This is a genomic window from Ruegeria sp. HKCCD6426 (assembly GCF_057221115.1).
Map to the genome: position 1 here is coordinate 188,939 of NZ_JBWVBF010000002.1, position 15,639 is coordinate 204,577.

Annotated in this window: 13 protein-coding genes; 4 read left to right on the forward strand and 9 right to left on the reverse strand. The window is 55.7% G+C overall.

Annotated elements, in window-relative coordinates:
* Positions 1 to 3 precede the first annotated feature (3 nt).
* The 9 genes from AC2TDA_RS05585 to AC2TDA_RS05625 all read right to left on the reverse strand — a co-directional run bounded on the left by AC2TDA_RS05585 (position 4) and on the right by AC2TDA_RS05625 (position 10,122).
* Positions 4 to 1,239 (reverse strand): NAD(P)/FAD-dependent oxidoreductase, encoded by a 1,236-nt coding sequence (locus tag AC2TDA_RS05585; protein WP_480878048.1) that lies wholly within the window; start codon positions 1,237 to 1,239, stop codon positions 4 to 6.
* Positions 1,240 to 1,330: 91 nt separating this feature from the next.
* Positions 1,331 to 2,269 carry a 3-hydroxyacyl-CoA dehydrogenase NAD-binding domain-containing protein gene (locus AC2TDA_RS05590; RefSeq protein WP_480878046.1) on the reverse strand — a complete coding sequence of 313 codons (939 nt, stop codon included), beginning with the start codon at positions 2,267 to 2,269 and terminating at the stop codon, positions 1,331 to 1,333.
* Positions 2,269 to 3,018: an SDR family NAD(P)-dependent oxidoreductase gene (locus AC2TDA_RS05595; protein ID WP_480878045.1), complete on the reverse strand. Its 750-nt coding sequence runs from the start codon at positions 3,016 to 3,018 to the stop codon at positions 2,269 to 2,271. The genes AC2TDA_RS05590 and AC2TDA_RS05595 overlap by 1 nt, the downstream gene beginning before the upstream one ends.
* A gap of 4 nt (positions 3,019 to 3,022) precedes the next feature.
* Positions 3,023 to 4,444, reverse strand: a complete 1,422-nt coding sequence (locus AC2TDA_RS05600) for an aminobutyraldehyde dehydrogenase (RefSeq protein WP_480878043.1) — start codon at positions 4,442 to 4,444, stop codon at positions 3,023 to 3,025.
* Between the two features lie 12 nt (positions 4,445 to 4,456).
* Positions 4,457 to 5,392, reverse strand: coding sequence for a 3,5-dioxohexanoate:acetyl-CoA acetone transferase (gene kce, locus AC2TDA_RS05605; protein WP_480878041.1), 936 nt, complete (start codon positions 5,390 to 5,392; stop codon positions 4,457 to 4,459).
* A 12-nt stretch (positions 5,393 to 5,404) separates the two neighbouring features.
* On the reverse strand, positions 5,405 to 6,199 hold the full coding sequence (locus tag AC2TDA_RS05610; RefSeq protein WP_480878039.1) for an SDR family NAD(P)-dependent oxidoreductase: 795 nt from the start codon (positions 6,197 to 6,199) through the stop codon (positions 5,405 to 5,407).
* Complete coding sequence (betC, locus tag AC2TDA_RS05615; RefSeq protein WP_480878037.1) at positions 6,196 to 7,737, reverse strand: choline-sulfatase; 1,542 nt, start codon at positions 7,735 to 7,737, stop codon at positions 6,196 to 6,198. The genes AC2TDA_RS05610 and betC overlap by 4 nt, the downstream gene beginning before the upstream one ends.
* Positions 7,738 to 7,841: 104 nt before the next feature.
* Complete coding sequence (locus tag AC2TDA_RS05620; protein WP_480878035.1) at positions 7,842 to 8,981, reverse strand: aromatic ring-hydroxylating oxygenase subunit alpha; 1,140 nt, start codon at positions 8,979 to 8,981, stop codon at positions 7,842 to 7,844.
* A gap of 118 nt (positions 8,982 to 9,099) precedes the next feature.
* On the reverse strand, positions 9,100 to 10,122 hold the full coding sequence (locus AC2TDA_RS05625) for a GlxA family transcriptional regulator (RefSeq protein ID WP_480878033.1): 1,023 nt from the start codon (positions 10,120 to 10,122) through the stop codon (positions 9,100 to 9,102).
* Positions 10,123 to 10,233: 111 nt separating this feature from the next.
* On the opposite strand from AC2TDA_RS05625, the gene AC2TDA_RS05630 reads away from it, so the two are divergent.
* Genes AC2TDA_RS05630 through AC2TDA_RS05645 form a run of 4 tightly spaced genes read left to right on the forward strand, consistent with a single transcriptional unit; the run spans position 10,234 to position 15,363 of the window.
* On the forward strand, positions 10,234 to 11,184 hold the full coding sequence (locus AC2TDA_RS05630) for an ABC transporter substrate-binding protein (protein ID WP_480878031.1): 951 nt from the start codon (positions 10,234 to 10,236) through the stop codon (positions 11,182 to 11,184).
* An 8-nt stretch (positions 11,185 to 11,192) separates the two neighbouring features.
* On the forward strand, positions 11,193 to 12,257 hold the full coding sequence (locus tag AC2TDA_RS05635) for a quaternary amine ABC transporter ATP-binding protein (protein WP_480878029.1): 1,065 nt from the start codon (positions 11,193 to 11,195) through the stop codon (positions 12,255 to 12,257).
* Complete coding sequence (locus AC2TDA_RS05640; RefSeq protein ID WP_480878027.1) at positions 12,257 to 14,332, forward strand: ABC transporter permease; 2,076 nt, start codon at positions 12,257 to 12,259, stop codon at positions 14,330 to 14,332. Before AC2TDA_RS05635 ends, AC2TDA_RS05640 begins: the two co-directional genes overlap by 1 nt.
* Positions 14,329 to 15,363, forward strand: coding sequence for a GlxA family transcriptional regulator (locus AC2TDA_RS05645; protein ID WP_480878025.1), 1,035 nt, complete (start codon positions 14,329 to 14,331; stop codon positions 15,361 to 15,363). Before AC2TDA_RS05640 ends, AC2TDA_RS05645 begins: the two co-directional genes overlap by 4 nt.
* The last annotated feature ends 276 nt before the right edge of the window (positions 15,364 to 15,639 follow it).

Sequence of the window (15,639 nt, forward strand, 5' to 3'; positions counted from 1 at the left end):
CACTCAGCGTAGCAGCGCTTTCAGGTCTGTAGAGGGATCGGCCACCAGATCGGGATCCGGCGACTTATCGCCTTCAATCAGGCGCTTTGCGACCATGTATCCGCGCGGGTCATTGATTGCATCCACGGCCAACAGGCGATCCCTCGCGTAATACCAGAACGACACAGCGCCCATGCTGCCTTGGCGAGTGACGGTCCGGTCATAGCCGGTGGACAGGCCGACAATCTGGAGCTTGGTGTCATATTGGTCGGACCAGAACCATGGTTTCGCCTGATAGGTGGCGTGTTGCTGCATGATGTTCTGCGCTACGATCTCGCCTTGATCGATGGCGCTTCCGACGCTTTCCAGACGAACACGGCCCTTGCCATGTGGAAACGAAGTGCAATCTCCCACTGCAAAAATGTCCAGGTCCGATGTCCGACACCGGTCGTCAACACGAATGCCGTTTTCCAGCGTCAGACCAGCCTCGTTAGCCAAGGCGTCATTGGGGCGAATGCCAATCCCGACAATCGCGGTATCCGCGTCGATGTTGCTGCCGTCAGACAGCGTCGCCGAGACGATGCGACCATTGTCTCCCGTCAGCTTCCGCAACTTGACGCCTTCGCGAATGTCGACGCCATGACCTTGGTGCAAGCTGCGGAAGTAATCCGATGTCGCCGGCGATGCGACGCGCTGTAATATACGCTCCGCGGCCTCGACCAGCACCACCTTCATGCCGGATTTGGCGGCGACGGCGGCGGCTTCGAGCCCGATAAACCCGCCCCCAACAATCAGGGCCGTACGATCAGGACCAACATCGCTTTGCATCCTGTCAGCATCCACCAACGATCGCACATAGTGCACGCCCTTCAGATCACCTCCTATTGAAGCCGGTAGCCTGACAACGTTTGCGCCGGTGGCCAGAACCAACTTGTCATAGGGCAGGACAGTCCCATCCGACAGGGTCACTTCACGAGCCGACCGGTCGATAGCCTTCGCTGAATTCGACAAAATCAATTCGATGTTTTCGTTGGTGTAGTAACTGTCTGGGCGAAAAAACAGCCGTTCAAGCGCCATTTCGCCCAGAAGATAGGCCTTTGACAGAGGCGGGCGCTGGTATGGCGGATGGTCCTCATCACCGATCAGAGTAATTTTTCCAGCAAAACCAAGCGATCGCAACTTGGAACAGACCGAAAATCCAGCCTGCCCGGCACCGATCACCACAACCTTTTGTGGTTCTGACCGCATCGAATCTTTCATAACGAAATTCCTCTTTTTCAAGCAGAACGAGACCGACACTGCGCTCAGGAAACCAAGCGCAATGAAAACGGCATGTTTACTGCAGCTGAATTCAGCTGACTTCGCGCAGCCTTGTGGTGGCCTTTTGCATGGCTAGAATGAGAGCATCGCGTTTTGCCGACAGTTCAGCCGGTGACTGACCTCGCGCTGCTTCGCCGACACCTTTGATCATCTGCATGGCGATGTCTTCGTTCAGATGAATCTGACCGAGGTCATCCCACCAGCCGTTGAACGTGTCAGAGAAGTGATCGCAGAAGGCTTCCAGCCCGCCTTCACCTGCGCCCAGATTGAACAGCATGGTCGGGCCCATCGCAGCCCACCGCAGTCCAGGGCCTGCCCAGACCGCTTTGTCCACATCCTCTACCGAGGCGACACCTTCCATCACAAGGCTGATCGCTTCGCGCCAGATGGCTGCCTGCAAACGATTGGCGACGTGGCCGGGTTTTTCTTTGTTGACGCGGATGGTAACCTTGCCGACGGCCTCGTAGAACCGCTCGGCCCCCTCGACGGCACTAGCATCGGTCAGGTCGTTGCCCATCACCTCGACCAGAGGGATCAGATGTGGCGGGTTGAAAGGATGGCCCAGCACAAAACGCACGGGATTGTTCCAGCCGCTCTGCATCTGACTTAGCGTCAAGCCTGAGGCTGAGCTTGCCACGATGGCATCGGTATTCAAAACGGGTTCGATCTCGGCAAATGTGGCATGTTTGATCGCCACCCGTTCCGGAACGTTTTCCTGCACGAAATCGGCGCCATCAACGGCCGCAGCGGCACTGCTGTGAAAGCTGAGAGCGTCCGGATTGCCGTTTTCGGTCAGTCCAAGCTCGGTCAGGGTCGGCCACGCCATCTCGACGTAGTCGCGAACAGATTTTTCCGCCGTCGGAGCCGGATCGAACACCGCGACCGACCGGCCCGAAGCCAGAAACAAGGCGGCCCAACTGGCGCCGATGACTCCGCCTCCAAGGCAGGCTGTATGTGCAAATTCCACCATCAGAATAATCCCGGATTAAGAGGCGATGCAGCCGTCATGCCGCCATCCACCGTGAAACACTCGCCGCTGACATAGGCCGCTTTTTCTGAGGCCAGCCACGATACCATATGGGCGATGTCCGAGGGCTGCCCGAACCGGCCGACCGGGTGACGGGCCAGTGCATCAGCCATGGCCTTTTGCGGGTCATTGGCCAGCGCAAAACCGTCTTCGGCCATTTCCGTCATGATCCAGCCGGGGCGGATCGCGTTACAGCGAACTTTGGGGCCATGATCGACGGCAATTGAACGGGTCAGCCCGTGCACCCAGGCCTTGGACGCGTTATAAAGCGCCATGGAGGGGTCCGCGACCATACCCGAGATCGAGCCGATGTTGACGATATTGCCGCCGAGTTCGGTCATGTCTTTCAATGCTTCCCGGCACATGTTGAACACGCCTTTGCAGTTGACGTTCATCACCAGGTCCCAGTCGCCATCTTCGCTGTCGGCGACAGTCTTTTCGACCTGAACACCCGCATTGTTGACCAGCAACGAAACCGGGCCAAAGGCCGATTTCGCCTCGGCAAACAAACGCGTGGCTTCGTCGTTTCGGGACACATCGGCAGTGACCCAAAGAACATTGTCAGGTAGGTTCTCCGGACGACTGCCCCGCCCGCACGTAACAACGTTGTACCCATCGGCGACAAGCTGATCGACGATGGCTCGGCCAATACCCCGGCTACCACCGGTTACAATTGCAGTCTGCTTTTCCATATTGTTATCCATGAGCGATCATTACGTGTCTGACGGCAGTATAGGCATCCAGCGCAAAGACACTCATATCGCAGCCGGTGCCCGAGGATTTCATTGCGGCCCAAGGCATTTCCGGGGTCGCGACTCCATGCGTGTTCACCCAGGTAAACCCATAGCGCATCCTGGACGACATCCGCATTGCGCGACCAGTATTGTTGGTCCAAACCGAAGAGGCCAGACCGAACGGGCCGGTATTGGCGACCTTCAGGGCCTCTTCCTCGTCGCTGAAACGCGAGATGGTGACAACAGGACCAAAGATCTCATTGCAGAACACTTCGGCGTCATGGGCGACGTTTGCCAGAACAGTGGGTTCATAGAAGAAGCCGGGACCGTCGATCATATTGCCGCCGGCCACGACTTCGCAGTTCTCCCGCGCGCGGTCGACGAAACCGGCCACGGTGTTGCGCTGGCCTGCGGAAATAATTGGCCCCATTTCAGTGCCTTCGGCCTTCTGTGCGCCGACCTTGATCTGGCGGACCTGATCGACCACGGCGGCGACGACCTTGTCATAGATCGCTTCGGCCACCAGCAAACGGCAGGGTTGTGCGCAATCCTGCCCGGCATTGAAGAACGAGCCAAAGCGCACGGTTTCTGCAATTGCGTCAATGTCAGCATCTTCGAACACGATCACGGGCGCTTTGCCGCCCAGTTCCAGATGCACATGGCGGATCTGACGCGAAGCGGCTTTCATCGCCTCGGCTCCGGTTGCGTTCGACCCGGTAATCGAGATCGCTTCGGTACGCGGATCGTTGATTATCTGGTTGCCGATGTCGCGCCCCGTGCCATGCAGGATGTTGACGACGCCCTTGGGCGCAACACTGGCAATCAACTCGCCCGCTTTCAGTGTCGACAGCGGAGTGAGCTGCGACGGCTTCAGCGTTACCGGGCAGCCCGCAGCAAGTGGTGCGGCCAGTTTCCAGGCTGCCATCATCAGCGGATAGTTCCAGGGCGCAATCGCAGCAACGGGTCCGACCGGATCTTTGCGGATCATGCTGGTGTGACCGGCCACATATTCACCGGCCGTCACGCCCGTCACAGTGCGTGCGGCTCCGGCGAAAAAGCGAAAAGTATCCAGCGTCAGCGGCGTTTCGTCATTCAGTGCCGAAGGCCAGGGTTTGCCCGCATCCAAGCTTTCCAACTCTGCCAGTTCCTCGATATTCTCTTCCAGAACATTGGCGATTTCAGTCAACAGCGCCGAGCGCTCGGCCGGCGTGGTTTGACCAAATGTCTCAAACGCCTCATGCGCGGCGGCGGCCGCGGCCTCGGCCTGTTCGGATGTGGCGGAGTTGATCGCACATATCTCTTCGCCAGTGGCAGGGTTCAGCACCGCGATTGCGTCGCCGTCCCCTTCGACCAATTCGCCATTGATCAACATTTTGGTTTGCATGTCTCCCCTCCCTCAGAATGCGACCTGATCGCCACCCTTAAGGCCAAGGCGTTCGCGCACCTCGGCCGGGGTCGCGACCGTGAGGCCCAGGTTTTCAACAATGTTGCGGATTTTCTTTACCTGCTGCGCGCTGGACACCGCCTTTTCGCCCGGCCCGATATAGAGGCTATCCTCCAGCCCGACACGCACATTGCCTCCCAGCAGCGCGCTTTGCGTGGTAAAGGGCATCTGATGCCGTCCGGCAGCCAGAACGGACCATTCATAATCATCGCCAAACAGCTTGTTGGCGATGGTATGCATGTGCATCAGGTTGTCCAGGTCGGCGCCAACGCCACCCAAAATGCCAAAGACCATCTGCACAAAGATTGGTCCCTTGATCCAATCCTGATCTATGATCCAGGCGAGGTTATAGAGATGGCCCAGATCATAGCATTCGAACTCAAACCGCGTGCCGTGGCCCTCGCCCAGCTCTTTCAGGCAATATTCGATATCCGCGAAGGTATTGCGGAAGATAAAATCGCGCGTCATGTCCAGGAATTCCGGCTCCCACGCGTGTTTCCAGTTTGAATACTTGTCCTTCATCGGGAAGATGCCGAAATTCATCGACCCGATATTCATGCTGGCCATTTCGGGGCTCGCCACGGTTGCCGCCCGCAGACGCTCTTCGCGGCTCATACCTAAGCCGCCGCCGGTCGAGACGTTCATCACCGCGTCTGTCGATTGCTTGATCCGCGGCAGGAACTCCATAAAAAGTTCGGGGTTGGGATCGGGTTTCCCGGTCTCCGGATCACGCGCGTGCAAGTGGATGATCGACGCCCCGGCCTCGGCGGCCTCGATCGAGGCCGCAGCGATTTCGTTGGGGGTTATCGGCAGATGCTCCGACATGGTCGGTGTATGGATCCCGCCCGTAGGCGCACAGGTAATGATTACCGATTTCTGTTTGGCCATGGTCGTTACTCCTCAGACCCGCATTTGCTGGACTTGCGCCGACAGGCCACCATCAAGCACCCAAAGCTGGCCGGAGGCGTAGCGCGCTTCGTCCGAGGCCAGCCAGTTCACCAGATTGGCGATGTCGTCAGGCGTTCCATAGGTGCGCATGGGGTGTACGTCGCGCACGGCTTGTTGCAATTCGCCGATGGTTTTGCCGCCCCCACCGGAACCGTCGCCGGTAAAAAAGCTCTGCAGCATCGGCGTATCGATATAGCCGGGGCAGATTGCATTGACGCGGATGCCTTCTGGGCCATGGTCACAGGCCATCGCACGGGTCAGTGCGTGCACAGCACCTTTGGTGGCGCAATAGGCCGCCAGCCCCGGGTCGGCGATGAACCCGTCATAAGAGCCAAAGTTAATGATCGAGGCGCTGTAGCCGGATTTGGCGGCTTCGCGCATCAAAGGCAGCGCATGTTTCGATGTCAGGAATGTGCCGGTACAGTTTACCGCAAAGGACATGTTCCATTCTTCGAGCGTTGTGTCCTCGATGGTCTTTTCAATCTCAATACCGGCAGCATTGACGAGTATGTCCAGCTTTCCGCAATCGGCCTGAACTTGCGCCATCGCCGCCTTCACAACATCCTCGTCAGCCACGTTCATCTTAACGAAACGGCTGCCGTCATTGTTGTGTTCGGCCAGCGAGCCCTGTTCGGTCAGGTCGGCTGCATAGACCGTGGCGCCCTCGTGCAGGAACCGTGCCACGATCGCACGGCCAATCCCGCCGCGACCACCGGTGACAAGCGCGACTTTTCCCTTAAGTTTCATGTTTGTTGTCCTTCTTTAAGGGGCGGAAAGCGGAAGCGGGCTGCCGCAACCGGCCAATCCATGTTGTTGCGTACATATTGCTGGGTCGCATCCGAGGGCGGGTTATAATCCCATGCCTCACCGGCGCCGGATTCCATTATGGTATGCAGCGCCCTGCGCGATTTTTGCGTGACCATGATGTCGTGGCGAAGTTGCTTGCTGTCCCAGCGTTTCGCGACCTCTGCGGCAAATTCAGCAGCCGCTTTGGTATAGGCCGGATCCTGAGCGACATTGGTTTTCTCCAGCGGATCTTTCGCCAGATCATAAAGTTGTGCCGGGTCCGCATCGCAGTGGACGTATTTCAGCGCCCCGCGACGGATCATGAAAACCGGATAAGGTGTCATTTCTGCGCAATACTCGCCGATGGCTTCATCCACGGGATCCTCTTCGCCGCGGGCCAGAGGCATCAGGCTGCGACCGTCAACCGGTTCGCCCAGTATCGCGTCATCACCGCCGCCGATTTCCACCAGCGTTGGCAGCATATCGACAAGCGAACAGGCATTGGCGGCGGTCCCGCGCACCACGCCTGGGCCGGCCATAATCAGCGGCACCCGGCTTGATGACTCGAAAAAGTTCATCTTGTACCAAAGGCCACGCTCGCCCAGCATGTCACCGTGATCTGCGGTGACCATGACAATGGTGTTGTCCAGCTCGCCGATGTCCTCCAGCGTTTTGACAATCTTGCCGATCTGGCTGTCGAAAAAGCTGACATTGGCCAGATAGGCGCGGCGGGCGCGACGTACCTCTTCTTCTGTCAAGGGCACATAGCTGGCCTCGATCCCATCCATCACCCGGCGCGAGAACGGGTCCTGCTCCTCGGGTGAGAGCACGAATTCCGGCATGCTGATCTCATCATCGGAATAGAGATCCCACCATTCGGGTTGCGCCACGTAGGGATCGTGCGGGTGAATGAAGCTGGCCACCAGGGCAAAAGGGGCATCCTCGCCATGGGCGCGGTCACGGCCCCGGTCGATCAGCCAGCGACGCGCGGCAAAGCCGACTTCGTCGTCATAATCGGTTTGGAATGTCGCAACGGCCACTCCGCTTTCCTTGACGGTCTGCATGTTGTGATACCATTTTTCCATCCGCTCGTCCGGGGCTTCCCAGTCCGGAGTCCAGGCAAAATCAGCCGGGTAGATGTCGGTTGTGACGCGATCCTGAAACCCATGTTTCTGATCCGGGCCGATAAAATGCATCTTACCCGACAGGCAGGTGCGATACCCCAGTGCTTTGAGGTAGTGGGCAAAAGTTGGCACCGTTGCCTTGAATTCAGACGCGTTGTCAAAGGCGGCGATCCGGCTGATCAACTGCCCCGACATGAATGAAAAGCGAGACGGTGCGCACAGCGGTGAATTGCAATAGGCCGCATCAAATCGCATACCCCGGGCAGCAAGCGCGTCCATGTGCGGAGTTTTGGCAATCTTGTGGGCATAGGCACCGCAGTAATGCGGCGCCAGTTGATCAGCCATGATTATGACGATATTTGGCGTGTCCGGCATTTAATTTCTCCCTGTTAAACCGATGCGAGTAAAAGCTCCCTGAGATGGGGGAGGCTCAAACCGCATCGGTTTTGTTCCCGGCAAAACCGGGAGCCAGGCTGAGATCATTTGGCGGCCGTCTTGTAGGCATCAAGAACCAGCCCGTGGAAATGGTGGACTGCATGTTCGCTCATGCCTGACCCGTCGGGATCATTCACGATGCGGCCTTGGGTGAAGGCAGGGGTATTCATGCCCTTTTGCACGCTTTCGACGATATTGATGTCTTCAACCTGCAATACTTCATCCAAATAGCGGATGGATTCCAACTCTGCCTCGTTTGGCTTTTTTGTTTCGAGGAAGAAATCATAGGTTTCGAACGTTCGGTCCGGGCCTGCCGGAATAATATTCAGTATGATCATCGATGAGCGGCCTGGATAGCGCATGATGCATGTATTCGGCCAAAGCCACCACACCGCATGGGTTTTTACCGTGGCGTTTGACACGTCATAGGCACTGTTGGCGTTGTTGCCAGCTTCAGCCATGTGGCTGGAATAGATGCCATGGGTGGTCACCTTATAAGTGTCCATCTCGATCAGTGTGCAAAAGTCCTTGTGCGCGGTCGGGCAGTGGTAACACTCCAGAAAATTGTCGACGACGTTTTTCCAGTTCGATTTGATGTCGTAAGTCAGACGGTGCGCGAATGTCAGATCCTCGATATCCGGTGCCCAGTGCTTGATCTCGGTCGCGAGATCGCCGGTGGTTTCCGCAAGCGATTTAGCGCTCGGGTCGAGATTTACATAAATAAAGCCACAGAACTCTTCGACCTGAACCTGATCCAGGCAGATCTCTTTGGGTTCGAAGCCATCCAGGTTCTCGGTGTGGGGCGCGCGCACCAGGTTACCGTCAAGCTTGTAGACCCATGCGTGATAAGGGCACATGATGCGGGTCGTGTTGCCTTCACCGGACAACAGTTCGTGTGCGCGGTGCTTGCAAACGTTGTAGAAAGCACGGAGTTCACCCTGTTTATCGCGAACAACTGCAATCGGTTTGCCGGCTATTTCAATAGTCGTATATGACCCTGGCTCACGCACCTTCTCAACATGACAGACCCATTGCCAGGTTTTCGAGATTACCGCTTCCAGATCGACGTTGTACCAGGCGTCCTCGACATAAGCTTCTTTGCGCAATGAAAGCGAGCGCGAAGCGTTTTCGTCATAGCCCGTGGCGATGTTTGCAAAATCCTTGGCCGATGGCTGTTCAGTCATGGTGATCCTCATCAATTCTTGAGCGGGCGGGTGCGTTTTTAACCGCCAGGTGAGGACATTTTGTCGATTACATGTCAGTCATACTTTACATGAATCGCCCTTCGTTTTCCCTGAATGGTCATTTTTGCACTTTGTCGCGCTTCCGGTGCATTGGCCAGGCACGAAACTCGAAAGGAATCCTGCCCTCGATTCTGTCCTTTTTCGGCGGCAACCCGAACCGTTCCTTGTATGCACGGCTGAAATGTACCTGACTGGAAAACCCGCAAGCGAAGGCGATTTCGGACATCGGAAGCGAAGTTTGTGTCACCAGCCCTCGTGCACGATCCAGCCGAATGTCGCGATAATACAGTACTGGTGTCTTTTTCAGGTATTGAGCGAACAGACGATTTAGTTGTCGTTGCGAAATCTCTGCCGCTTTGCAAATTCCACTCATCGGAAGGGGATCCTCGAGGTTTTCTTCCATAGCTTTGATCGCTTTTCGTATCGAACCCGGAACTTTAGCACCCAATGGTTCAACAAATTGCGGGTTTTGTGGCGTTCCGCGTTCGCGCATGTTGGGATGAAACACGTACCGGGCTGCAGCGTTTGCCAGCGCGTTGCCGTGAATTCCCTGTAAGATATGCAATGCGAAATCGAAGGAGGCCGAACCGCCGCAGCAAGTGATCCGGTCACCGTCAAACTCAAAAAGCGCCTCGGTGCAGTCGACTTGCGGATAGAGTTCTCGAAACGCATCGATGTGCTCATAGTGAACAGTTGCGCGGCGATTGTTGAGAAGCCCCGCCGCAGCAACAATGAATGCGCCGGTATCTATTCCGCCTATCGGGATTTTCCGCAGCGCGGCTTGACGCAGCACAGCTTGAACATCCGCAGTTCCGTGATCTTCCGGCGTCCAGCTCGATGATACAATCAAGAAGTCAACATCGTCGGTCGACAGGTCTTTCATACCTTTGGTTTCGATGGTCGCACCGCTGCTTGACACGCATGCGCCCCCCACCGCGGACACAAAATCCCAGCTGAAATGAGTGATCCCCTCAAGGTAATTAGCAGCCCTGAATGGGTCCACGAATCCCATGGTCGCCGCGATATTGAAATTTGGAGTGACGATGATCCGAAGACGTATTGGGCGAGAATATTTTGCCATTTTTGTCCAACGAGGTTAATTTGATGTCTTTCAGATATAAATATTCTCCAGATCTCCTGCAACAATTGAAAGACCCACGAACTATGTGACCAACACGCAGGGAGACTCACAATGAAAATTCCAGCCATTGCCGCAAGCATCATTGCCATTGCAAGCGCTGCGCAAGCCGTCGAACTAGGCGCAGTCGACGAGCCGATAAAACTGGCCGTCAATGAATGGACTGGCCAGCACGTAAGCACGCACATTGCGGGGAAGATGTTGGAAGCGGCAGGTTACAAAGTGGAGTATGTGACCGCCGGTTATATGAACATGTGGCAGGCCATGGCGGATGGAGAAATTCATGCCGCGCTTGAAGTCTGGTCTTCCAACGTTTCCGAGGATTTCACCAGGAAGGCTGAAGCCGGAGGTGTAGCCGACCTGGGCGATCTTGGCCTGGATGCCAAGGAAGGTATCGCCTATCCCGCGCATGTCGCTGAACTCTGCCCCGGATTGCCCGCCTGGGAGGCGCTGAACGACTGCGCGTCGCTGTTTGCCACGGCAGAAACCCTTCCGATGGGGCGTCTGGTCGACTACCCGGCAGATTGGGGTACACCCGGAGCTGAACGGTTGACCGGTTTTGACCTTCCGTTCAAGGCTATTCCTGCGGGATCCGAAGGCGCACTGGTCACCGAGCTTCGCGCCGCAACCGAAAAGAAATCACCGTTGCTGATCACTTTTTGGCAACCGCACTGGGCGATGTCTGCATATGACGTACAATTCGTAGAACTGCCTGACGGAAGCGAAGCCTGCTTCACTGACCCGGCTTGGGGTAGCAATCCGAGTGCGACTCATGATTGCGGTTTTGCCCCGACGCGGGTCTTTAAGACCGGATGGTCAGGAATCGCTGGCAAATGGCCGGCTGCATACGAAATTCTGACCAATTTTCAATTGGATGTGTCTGATCAGCAGCCAATGATGGGCGCCGTGGATGTCGATGGCCAGCCTGTGGAACAGGTCGCCGCAGACTGGATGGCCGCCAATGAAGCCATTTGGAAACCTGTCGTTGAAGCAGCGATCAACTGAGGCCGGACATGTCGGAACGTTCCAACGCCCCAGCGGCCATCACTTGCCGAGGCCTGTGGCAGGTCTTTGGTGTAAACCCAGAGAAAAACCTCGAGGCGGCGCTGGAACGGTCCGGCGGAAACACAAGACGTGCGGCTGAGGATCTGCGAAGCCAGGGCTTGATCCCAGCAGTGCAGGACGCAAGTTTTGATGTGAAGGAAGGTGAACTGTTTGTCATCATGGGCCTGTCCGGCTCGGGCAAATCCACCATGATCCGTTGCATTTCGCATTTGGTGCAGGGCACGGCGGGCGAAATTCAGATTGAAGGCGAAAACATTCTTCATGCCAGTAAGAAACGCCTGATCGAATTGCGGCGCCACAAGCTGGGGATGGTCTTTCAGCACTTTGGGTTGTTTCCTCATATGACGGTAGCCGAAAACGTGGGCTTTCCCCTGAAAATGCAGGGAAAAACCCGAAAGGAACGACGCAACCGCGCGCTGGAGGTGATTAACCTGGTTGGCTTGGAAGGGCGAGAAGATGCCTTCCCGCGTGAACTGTCCGGAGGGCAACGCCAAAGGGTCGGTATCGCACGTTCTCTTGCCGTCAATCCTGACATCTGGTTCCTGGACGAACCATTTTCGGCGCTTGACCCTCTTATTCGACGTCAATTGCAGGATGAGTTTCTGAACATTCAGGCGACGCTCAAGAAGTCGATTGTCTTCATCACCCACGACATAACCGAGGCACTTAAACTGGCTGATAGAATTGCCATCATGAAAGACGGCGAAATCGTGCAGATCGGCACACCGACCGAGATCGTGCTGAATCCGGTCAATGACTATGTAGCCGAGTTTTCAAAAGATGTCGCCAAGGGCCAGCATGCAAGGGTTGCTTCGGTCATGGATGATCAAAACCCAGTTCCCGAAAAAATGGATGATGATCCGGGTCTGCGCACCAGCATGACCATTGATACCGCATTGGCCAAATGCATGTCGCTCTACGACCCGGTGCCGGTTTGGGATGACAACGGAAACATAGCTGGCTTTGTGCGTCCCGGCGAGCTCGCCGCTGCGCTGCAGGTAGAGGCTGACTGATGACCATCACAACCACCTTTCCGGCGACCAAAAGCCTTCAGCCTATTCGACTTAGCCCTGGCGCTCTTGCGGCATGGATAAGTGCGTGTGTTGGGCTGATCTGCTTGGTTCTGTCTCCGATTCTCCCGATGCTCAGCGACTGGCCCGAGTTTCTCACATTACCCATTTCTGACTGGGTCGGAATCGTAATGGACACTGTTCTGAGTTGGCTTAAACCCACCGCCCGGCTGTTTTCGGATTTACTTTACTATCCAATGAGTTGGACAAACACACTGTTGGTTGCAACCCCCTGGCCAATCCTGATTGGAATGGTCACGGCCATTGGGTGGTATTTGGGTGGTTGGCGGATGGCTGCGCTGGGTTTGTTCGGATTGGGGTTCGTACTGGCATCCGGTTATTGGGTGGAAAGCATGAACACTCTGGCGCTGGTCGCCGTTTCGGTCCCACTCGCGCTGCTTGCTGGGCTGGCAATCGGAATATTCGCTTATGAGTTTCCTGGGTTTCGGAACATTGTTCAGGCGGCATTGGATTTCATGCAGACTGTTCCAACCTTTGCCTATCTGACTCCACTGCTTGTGTTGTTCGGTTTTGGTCCTGTCGTGGGGTTGATCGCTTCTGCAATCTATGCAGCACCGCCAATGGCCCGCAACGTGTTGCTCGGGCTTGATCGCGTGGAAGAAGACATCAAAGACGCCGCTGTGATGTCAGGCGGGAACCGGCTTCACCAATTGTTTTTGATCGAACTGCCATCCGCCGCGAAACAGATCATGGTAGGCGTGAACCAATGCCTGATGGCAGCGCTCAGCATGGTGATCATTGCCGCTGTGATTGGTGGGTTCAACGATATTGGCTGGGAAGTGCTGTTGACCATGCGCAAAGCTCAGTTTGGCCAAGCCTTTTTGGCAGGCCTGGTTATCGTGGTCTTCGCAATGGTTATCGACCGCATGAGCGGGGCACTGGCGCTAGAGCGCAAACGGCACGAAAAAAATGTCATTTTGGTAATTATGGCGATTTCAGTGGCCTTTACCGTTTTGGTCTGGGGCCAATTGCCCGACCCGTCCAGCTATACATATTTCGATCCGGTTTCTGCCTATGTCGATGATAGTTTGGGCCAGTTTATCGCCACACACGGTGCTGCACTGGACGGTTTCAAGAACTTCGTGCTGTTCTATTTGATGCTGCCATTGCGAATTGGCTTCGATAATGCCGTGTTGCCATTCACTTGGGGGTTTTCCTGGACTCCGTTGATGAGCTTCGTGCTGGTAGCCGGCGCTGTAATTGCGGGAGCGGTCATTTCAATGCGTGGACATGCCACTGCCGGGGGGGTCATCGTGCTGCTGGCCATTGTGCTGGAAACCGGCATTGCAGAGTTGCCGTGGGTCTTTGTTATCGCGGGAACAGCTCTGTTGGGCTGGGTCTCTGGAGGACGGGCCCTGTCGGTCCTTGTTACAGTTCTCATGACTCTCATCCTGATCTCTGGCCTCTGGGAACGGGCGCTCCTGTCTCTCTACTTGTCGGGGATATCTGTTTTGGCCTGCACGTTTTTCGGCGGTCTAATCGGCCTGATCTGCGCGATCAGCCCCACTGCGTGGCGCATTGTGCGACCCATTTGTGATATGTTGCAGACAATCCCTCTGTTCGTGTTCCTAATTCCGGTGCTGATGTTCTTCCAGATAGGTGAATTTTCAGCGTTCCTCGCCATCTGTGCTTACGCGATTGTCCCGATGATCCGTTACACGCACCATGGCCTGCTCGAGACACCGGAAGAATTGATCGAAGCGGCCGTGTCTTCGGGAGCAACCGGAGCTCAGACCATGCGCGAGGTACGTATTCCTTACGCAGTTCCAACCATTTTGCTCGGAGTTAACCAGACCATCCTTTACGCGTTCTCTATGCTGGTGATTGCCGCACTGATCGGGACCACGGGGCTGGGTCAATCCATTTTCCTGGCACTGGGGCAAGCAGATGTCGGACTGGGGCTGACGGCTGGAATTGCGATGGCAATATTGGCTTTGGTCGCAGACCGAATTGTACAAGGGTTTGCCGAGGAACAGCGGAAAGCATTAGGGCTATGAACAACGACAGCATTCCACGTGGGGTCGCATATTGTGCTTTGGATCAGGATGTAGAAACAGAGCATTACGCTTTCGTGCTACTGCCGTGCCTTTCAATGAATGCGCTCAGTTCAGCAATTGAACCGCTGAGAATTGCCAATCAATTAACCCGCAAGGAACTGTTTCGTTGGCGTTGCGTGTCAGAGGACGGACAGCCGGTTCGCTGCTCCAACGGTCTGGAAATCTCGGTTGACGGGAGCGTTGCAGAAGTTTCAAAGCATGAAATTGTGATCGTCTGTTCAGGCGTATTACCCGAAACTCATTCGTCCCCAAAAGTTGCGAACGAAATCCGAAGATTCTGGCGGAGGGGACAAACAGTTGGTGGATTGTGTACCGGGGCCTACACTCTGGCGCGCGCGGGTATCCTTGGAGGAACCTCGGTGACACTGCATTGGGAGAACTTGCTGGCTTTCCGCGAGTTGTTTCCCAACCTGGAAGCCACGGATCAATTATACCAGTTCGGCAACAGGATTTGGTCGTGTGCAGGGGGAAGCGCCGCAACTGACATGATGATAAGTCGGATACGCCAACTCCATGGAACGACTCTGTCTGGGGTCGTAACCTGCATGTGCTTGCACCAAGCACCACGAGCTGAGGCCGAACCCCAGAAAAACGGCGCTGCTGCGGCTCTCAACGTGCGGAATTCTTCGCTGTTGCAAATCATCGAATTCATGGAAGAGAATCTGGATAGCGATTCAAACCTCGATCACGTGGCCCGCAAGTTTGACATCTCGAGACGTCAGATGGAGCGGTTGTTCAACAAGTATCTGTCCACTACTCCCAAAAAGTACTTAATGCAGCTTCGAATGCACCGGGGTCGGGCAATTATGGCAGAAACCAACCTCCCGGTAGCAGAGATCGCGGCCGCGTGCGGGTTCAATTCCAGCAGTCATTTTTCCAAGTGTTTTAGGCAGTTGTTTGGCGAGTCTCCTTATCGGTTTCTCCAAACGGAAAAGTACTCAGGTTTTATCGGTAAGAGCGCGAAGATCTAGTTGCGCTCCAACACGTGAAGAAGCCGGAATATTGCAAACAGATCGCCTTGGGTCAGGGTCCGTAGCCCTGCCCCAACATCACTCCGCACGATCCTCAATGCCCAATAAGGTGGACAGCGTAGGGGATTGTTTCTGGCGGAACGCAGCGCAAAATGCGCTTCTTCAACTGTATCTCCCCAAGCCCCGCGGTGAACCTACAACGAGCACTGAAACACGCTTACGCATCCAGGGTTTCACACGGTTTCGCTGGAGATTATTTATTGTCATGGTTGACAA

Excerpts from the sequence above, each read along its gene's own strand:
- AC2TDA_RS05620 (WP_480878035.1), bottom strand. The coding sequence starts at position 8,981 with ATGACTGAACAGCCATCGGCCAAGGATTTTGCAAACATCGCCACGGGC.
- kce (WP_480878041.1), bottom strand. The coding sequence starts at position 5,392 with ATGGCCAAACAGAAATCGGTAATCATTACCTGTGCGCCTACGGGCGGG.
- AC2TDA_RS05640 (WP_480878027.1), top strand. The coding sequence starts at position 12,257 with ATGACCATCACAACCACCTTTCCGGCGACCAAAAGCCTTCAGCCTATT.
- AC2TDA_RS05625 (WP_480878033.1), bottom strand. The coding sequence starts at position 10,122 with ATGGCAAAATATTCTCGCCCAATACGTCTTCGGATCATCGTCACTCCA.
- AC2TDA_RS05585 (WP_480878048.1), bottom strand. The coding sequence starts at position 1,239 with ATGAAAGATTCGATGCGGTCAGAACCACAAAAGGTTGTGGTGATCGGT.
- AC2TDA_RS05610 (WP_480878039.1), bottom strand. The coding sequence starts at position 6,199 with ATGAAACTTAAGGGAAAAGTCGCGCTTGTCACCGGTGGTCGCGGCGGG.
- AC2TDA_RS05590 (WP_480878046.1), bottom strand. The coding sequence starts at position 2,269 with ATGGTGGAATTTGCACATACAGCCTGCCTTGGAGGCGGAGTCATCGGC.
- AC2TDA_RS05600 (WP_480878043.1), bottom strand. The coding sequence starts at position 4,444 with ATGCAAACCAAAATGTTGATCAATGGCGAATTGGTCGAAGGGGACGGC.
- AC2TDA_RS05595 (WP_480878045.1), bottom strand. The coding sequence starts at position 3,018 with ATGGAAAAGCAGACTGCAATTGTAACCGGTGGTAGCCGGGGTATTGGC.
- AC2TDA_RS05630 (WP_480878031.1), top strand. The coding sequence starts at position 10,234 with ATGAAAATTCCAGCCATTGCCGCAAGCATCATTGCCATTGCAAGCGCT.
- AC2TDA_RS05635 (WP_480878029.1), top strand. The coding sequence starts at position 11,193 with ATGTCGGAACGTTCCAACGCCCCAGCGGCCATCACTTGCCGAGGCCTG.
- betC (WP_480878037.1), bottom strand. The coding sequence starts at position 7,737 with ATGCCGGACACGCCAAATATCGTCATAATCATGGCTGATCAACTGGCG.
- AC2TDA_RS05645 (WP_480878025.1), top strand. The coding sequence starts at position 14,329 with ATGAACAACGACAGCATTCCACGTGGGGTCGCATATTGTGCTTTGGAT.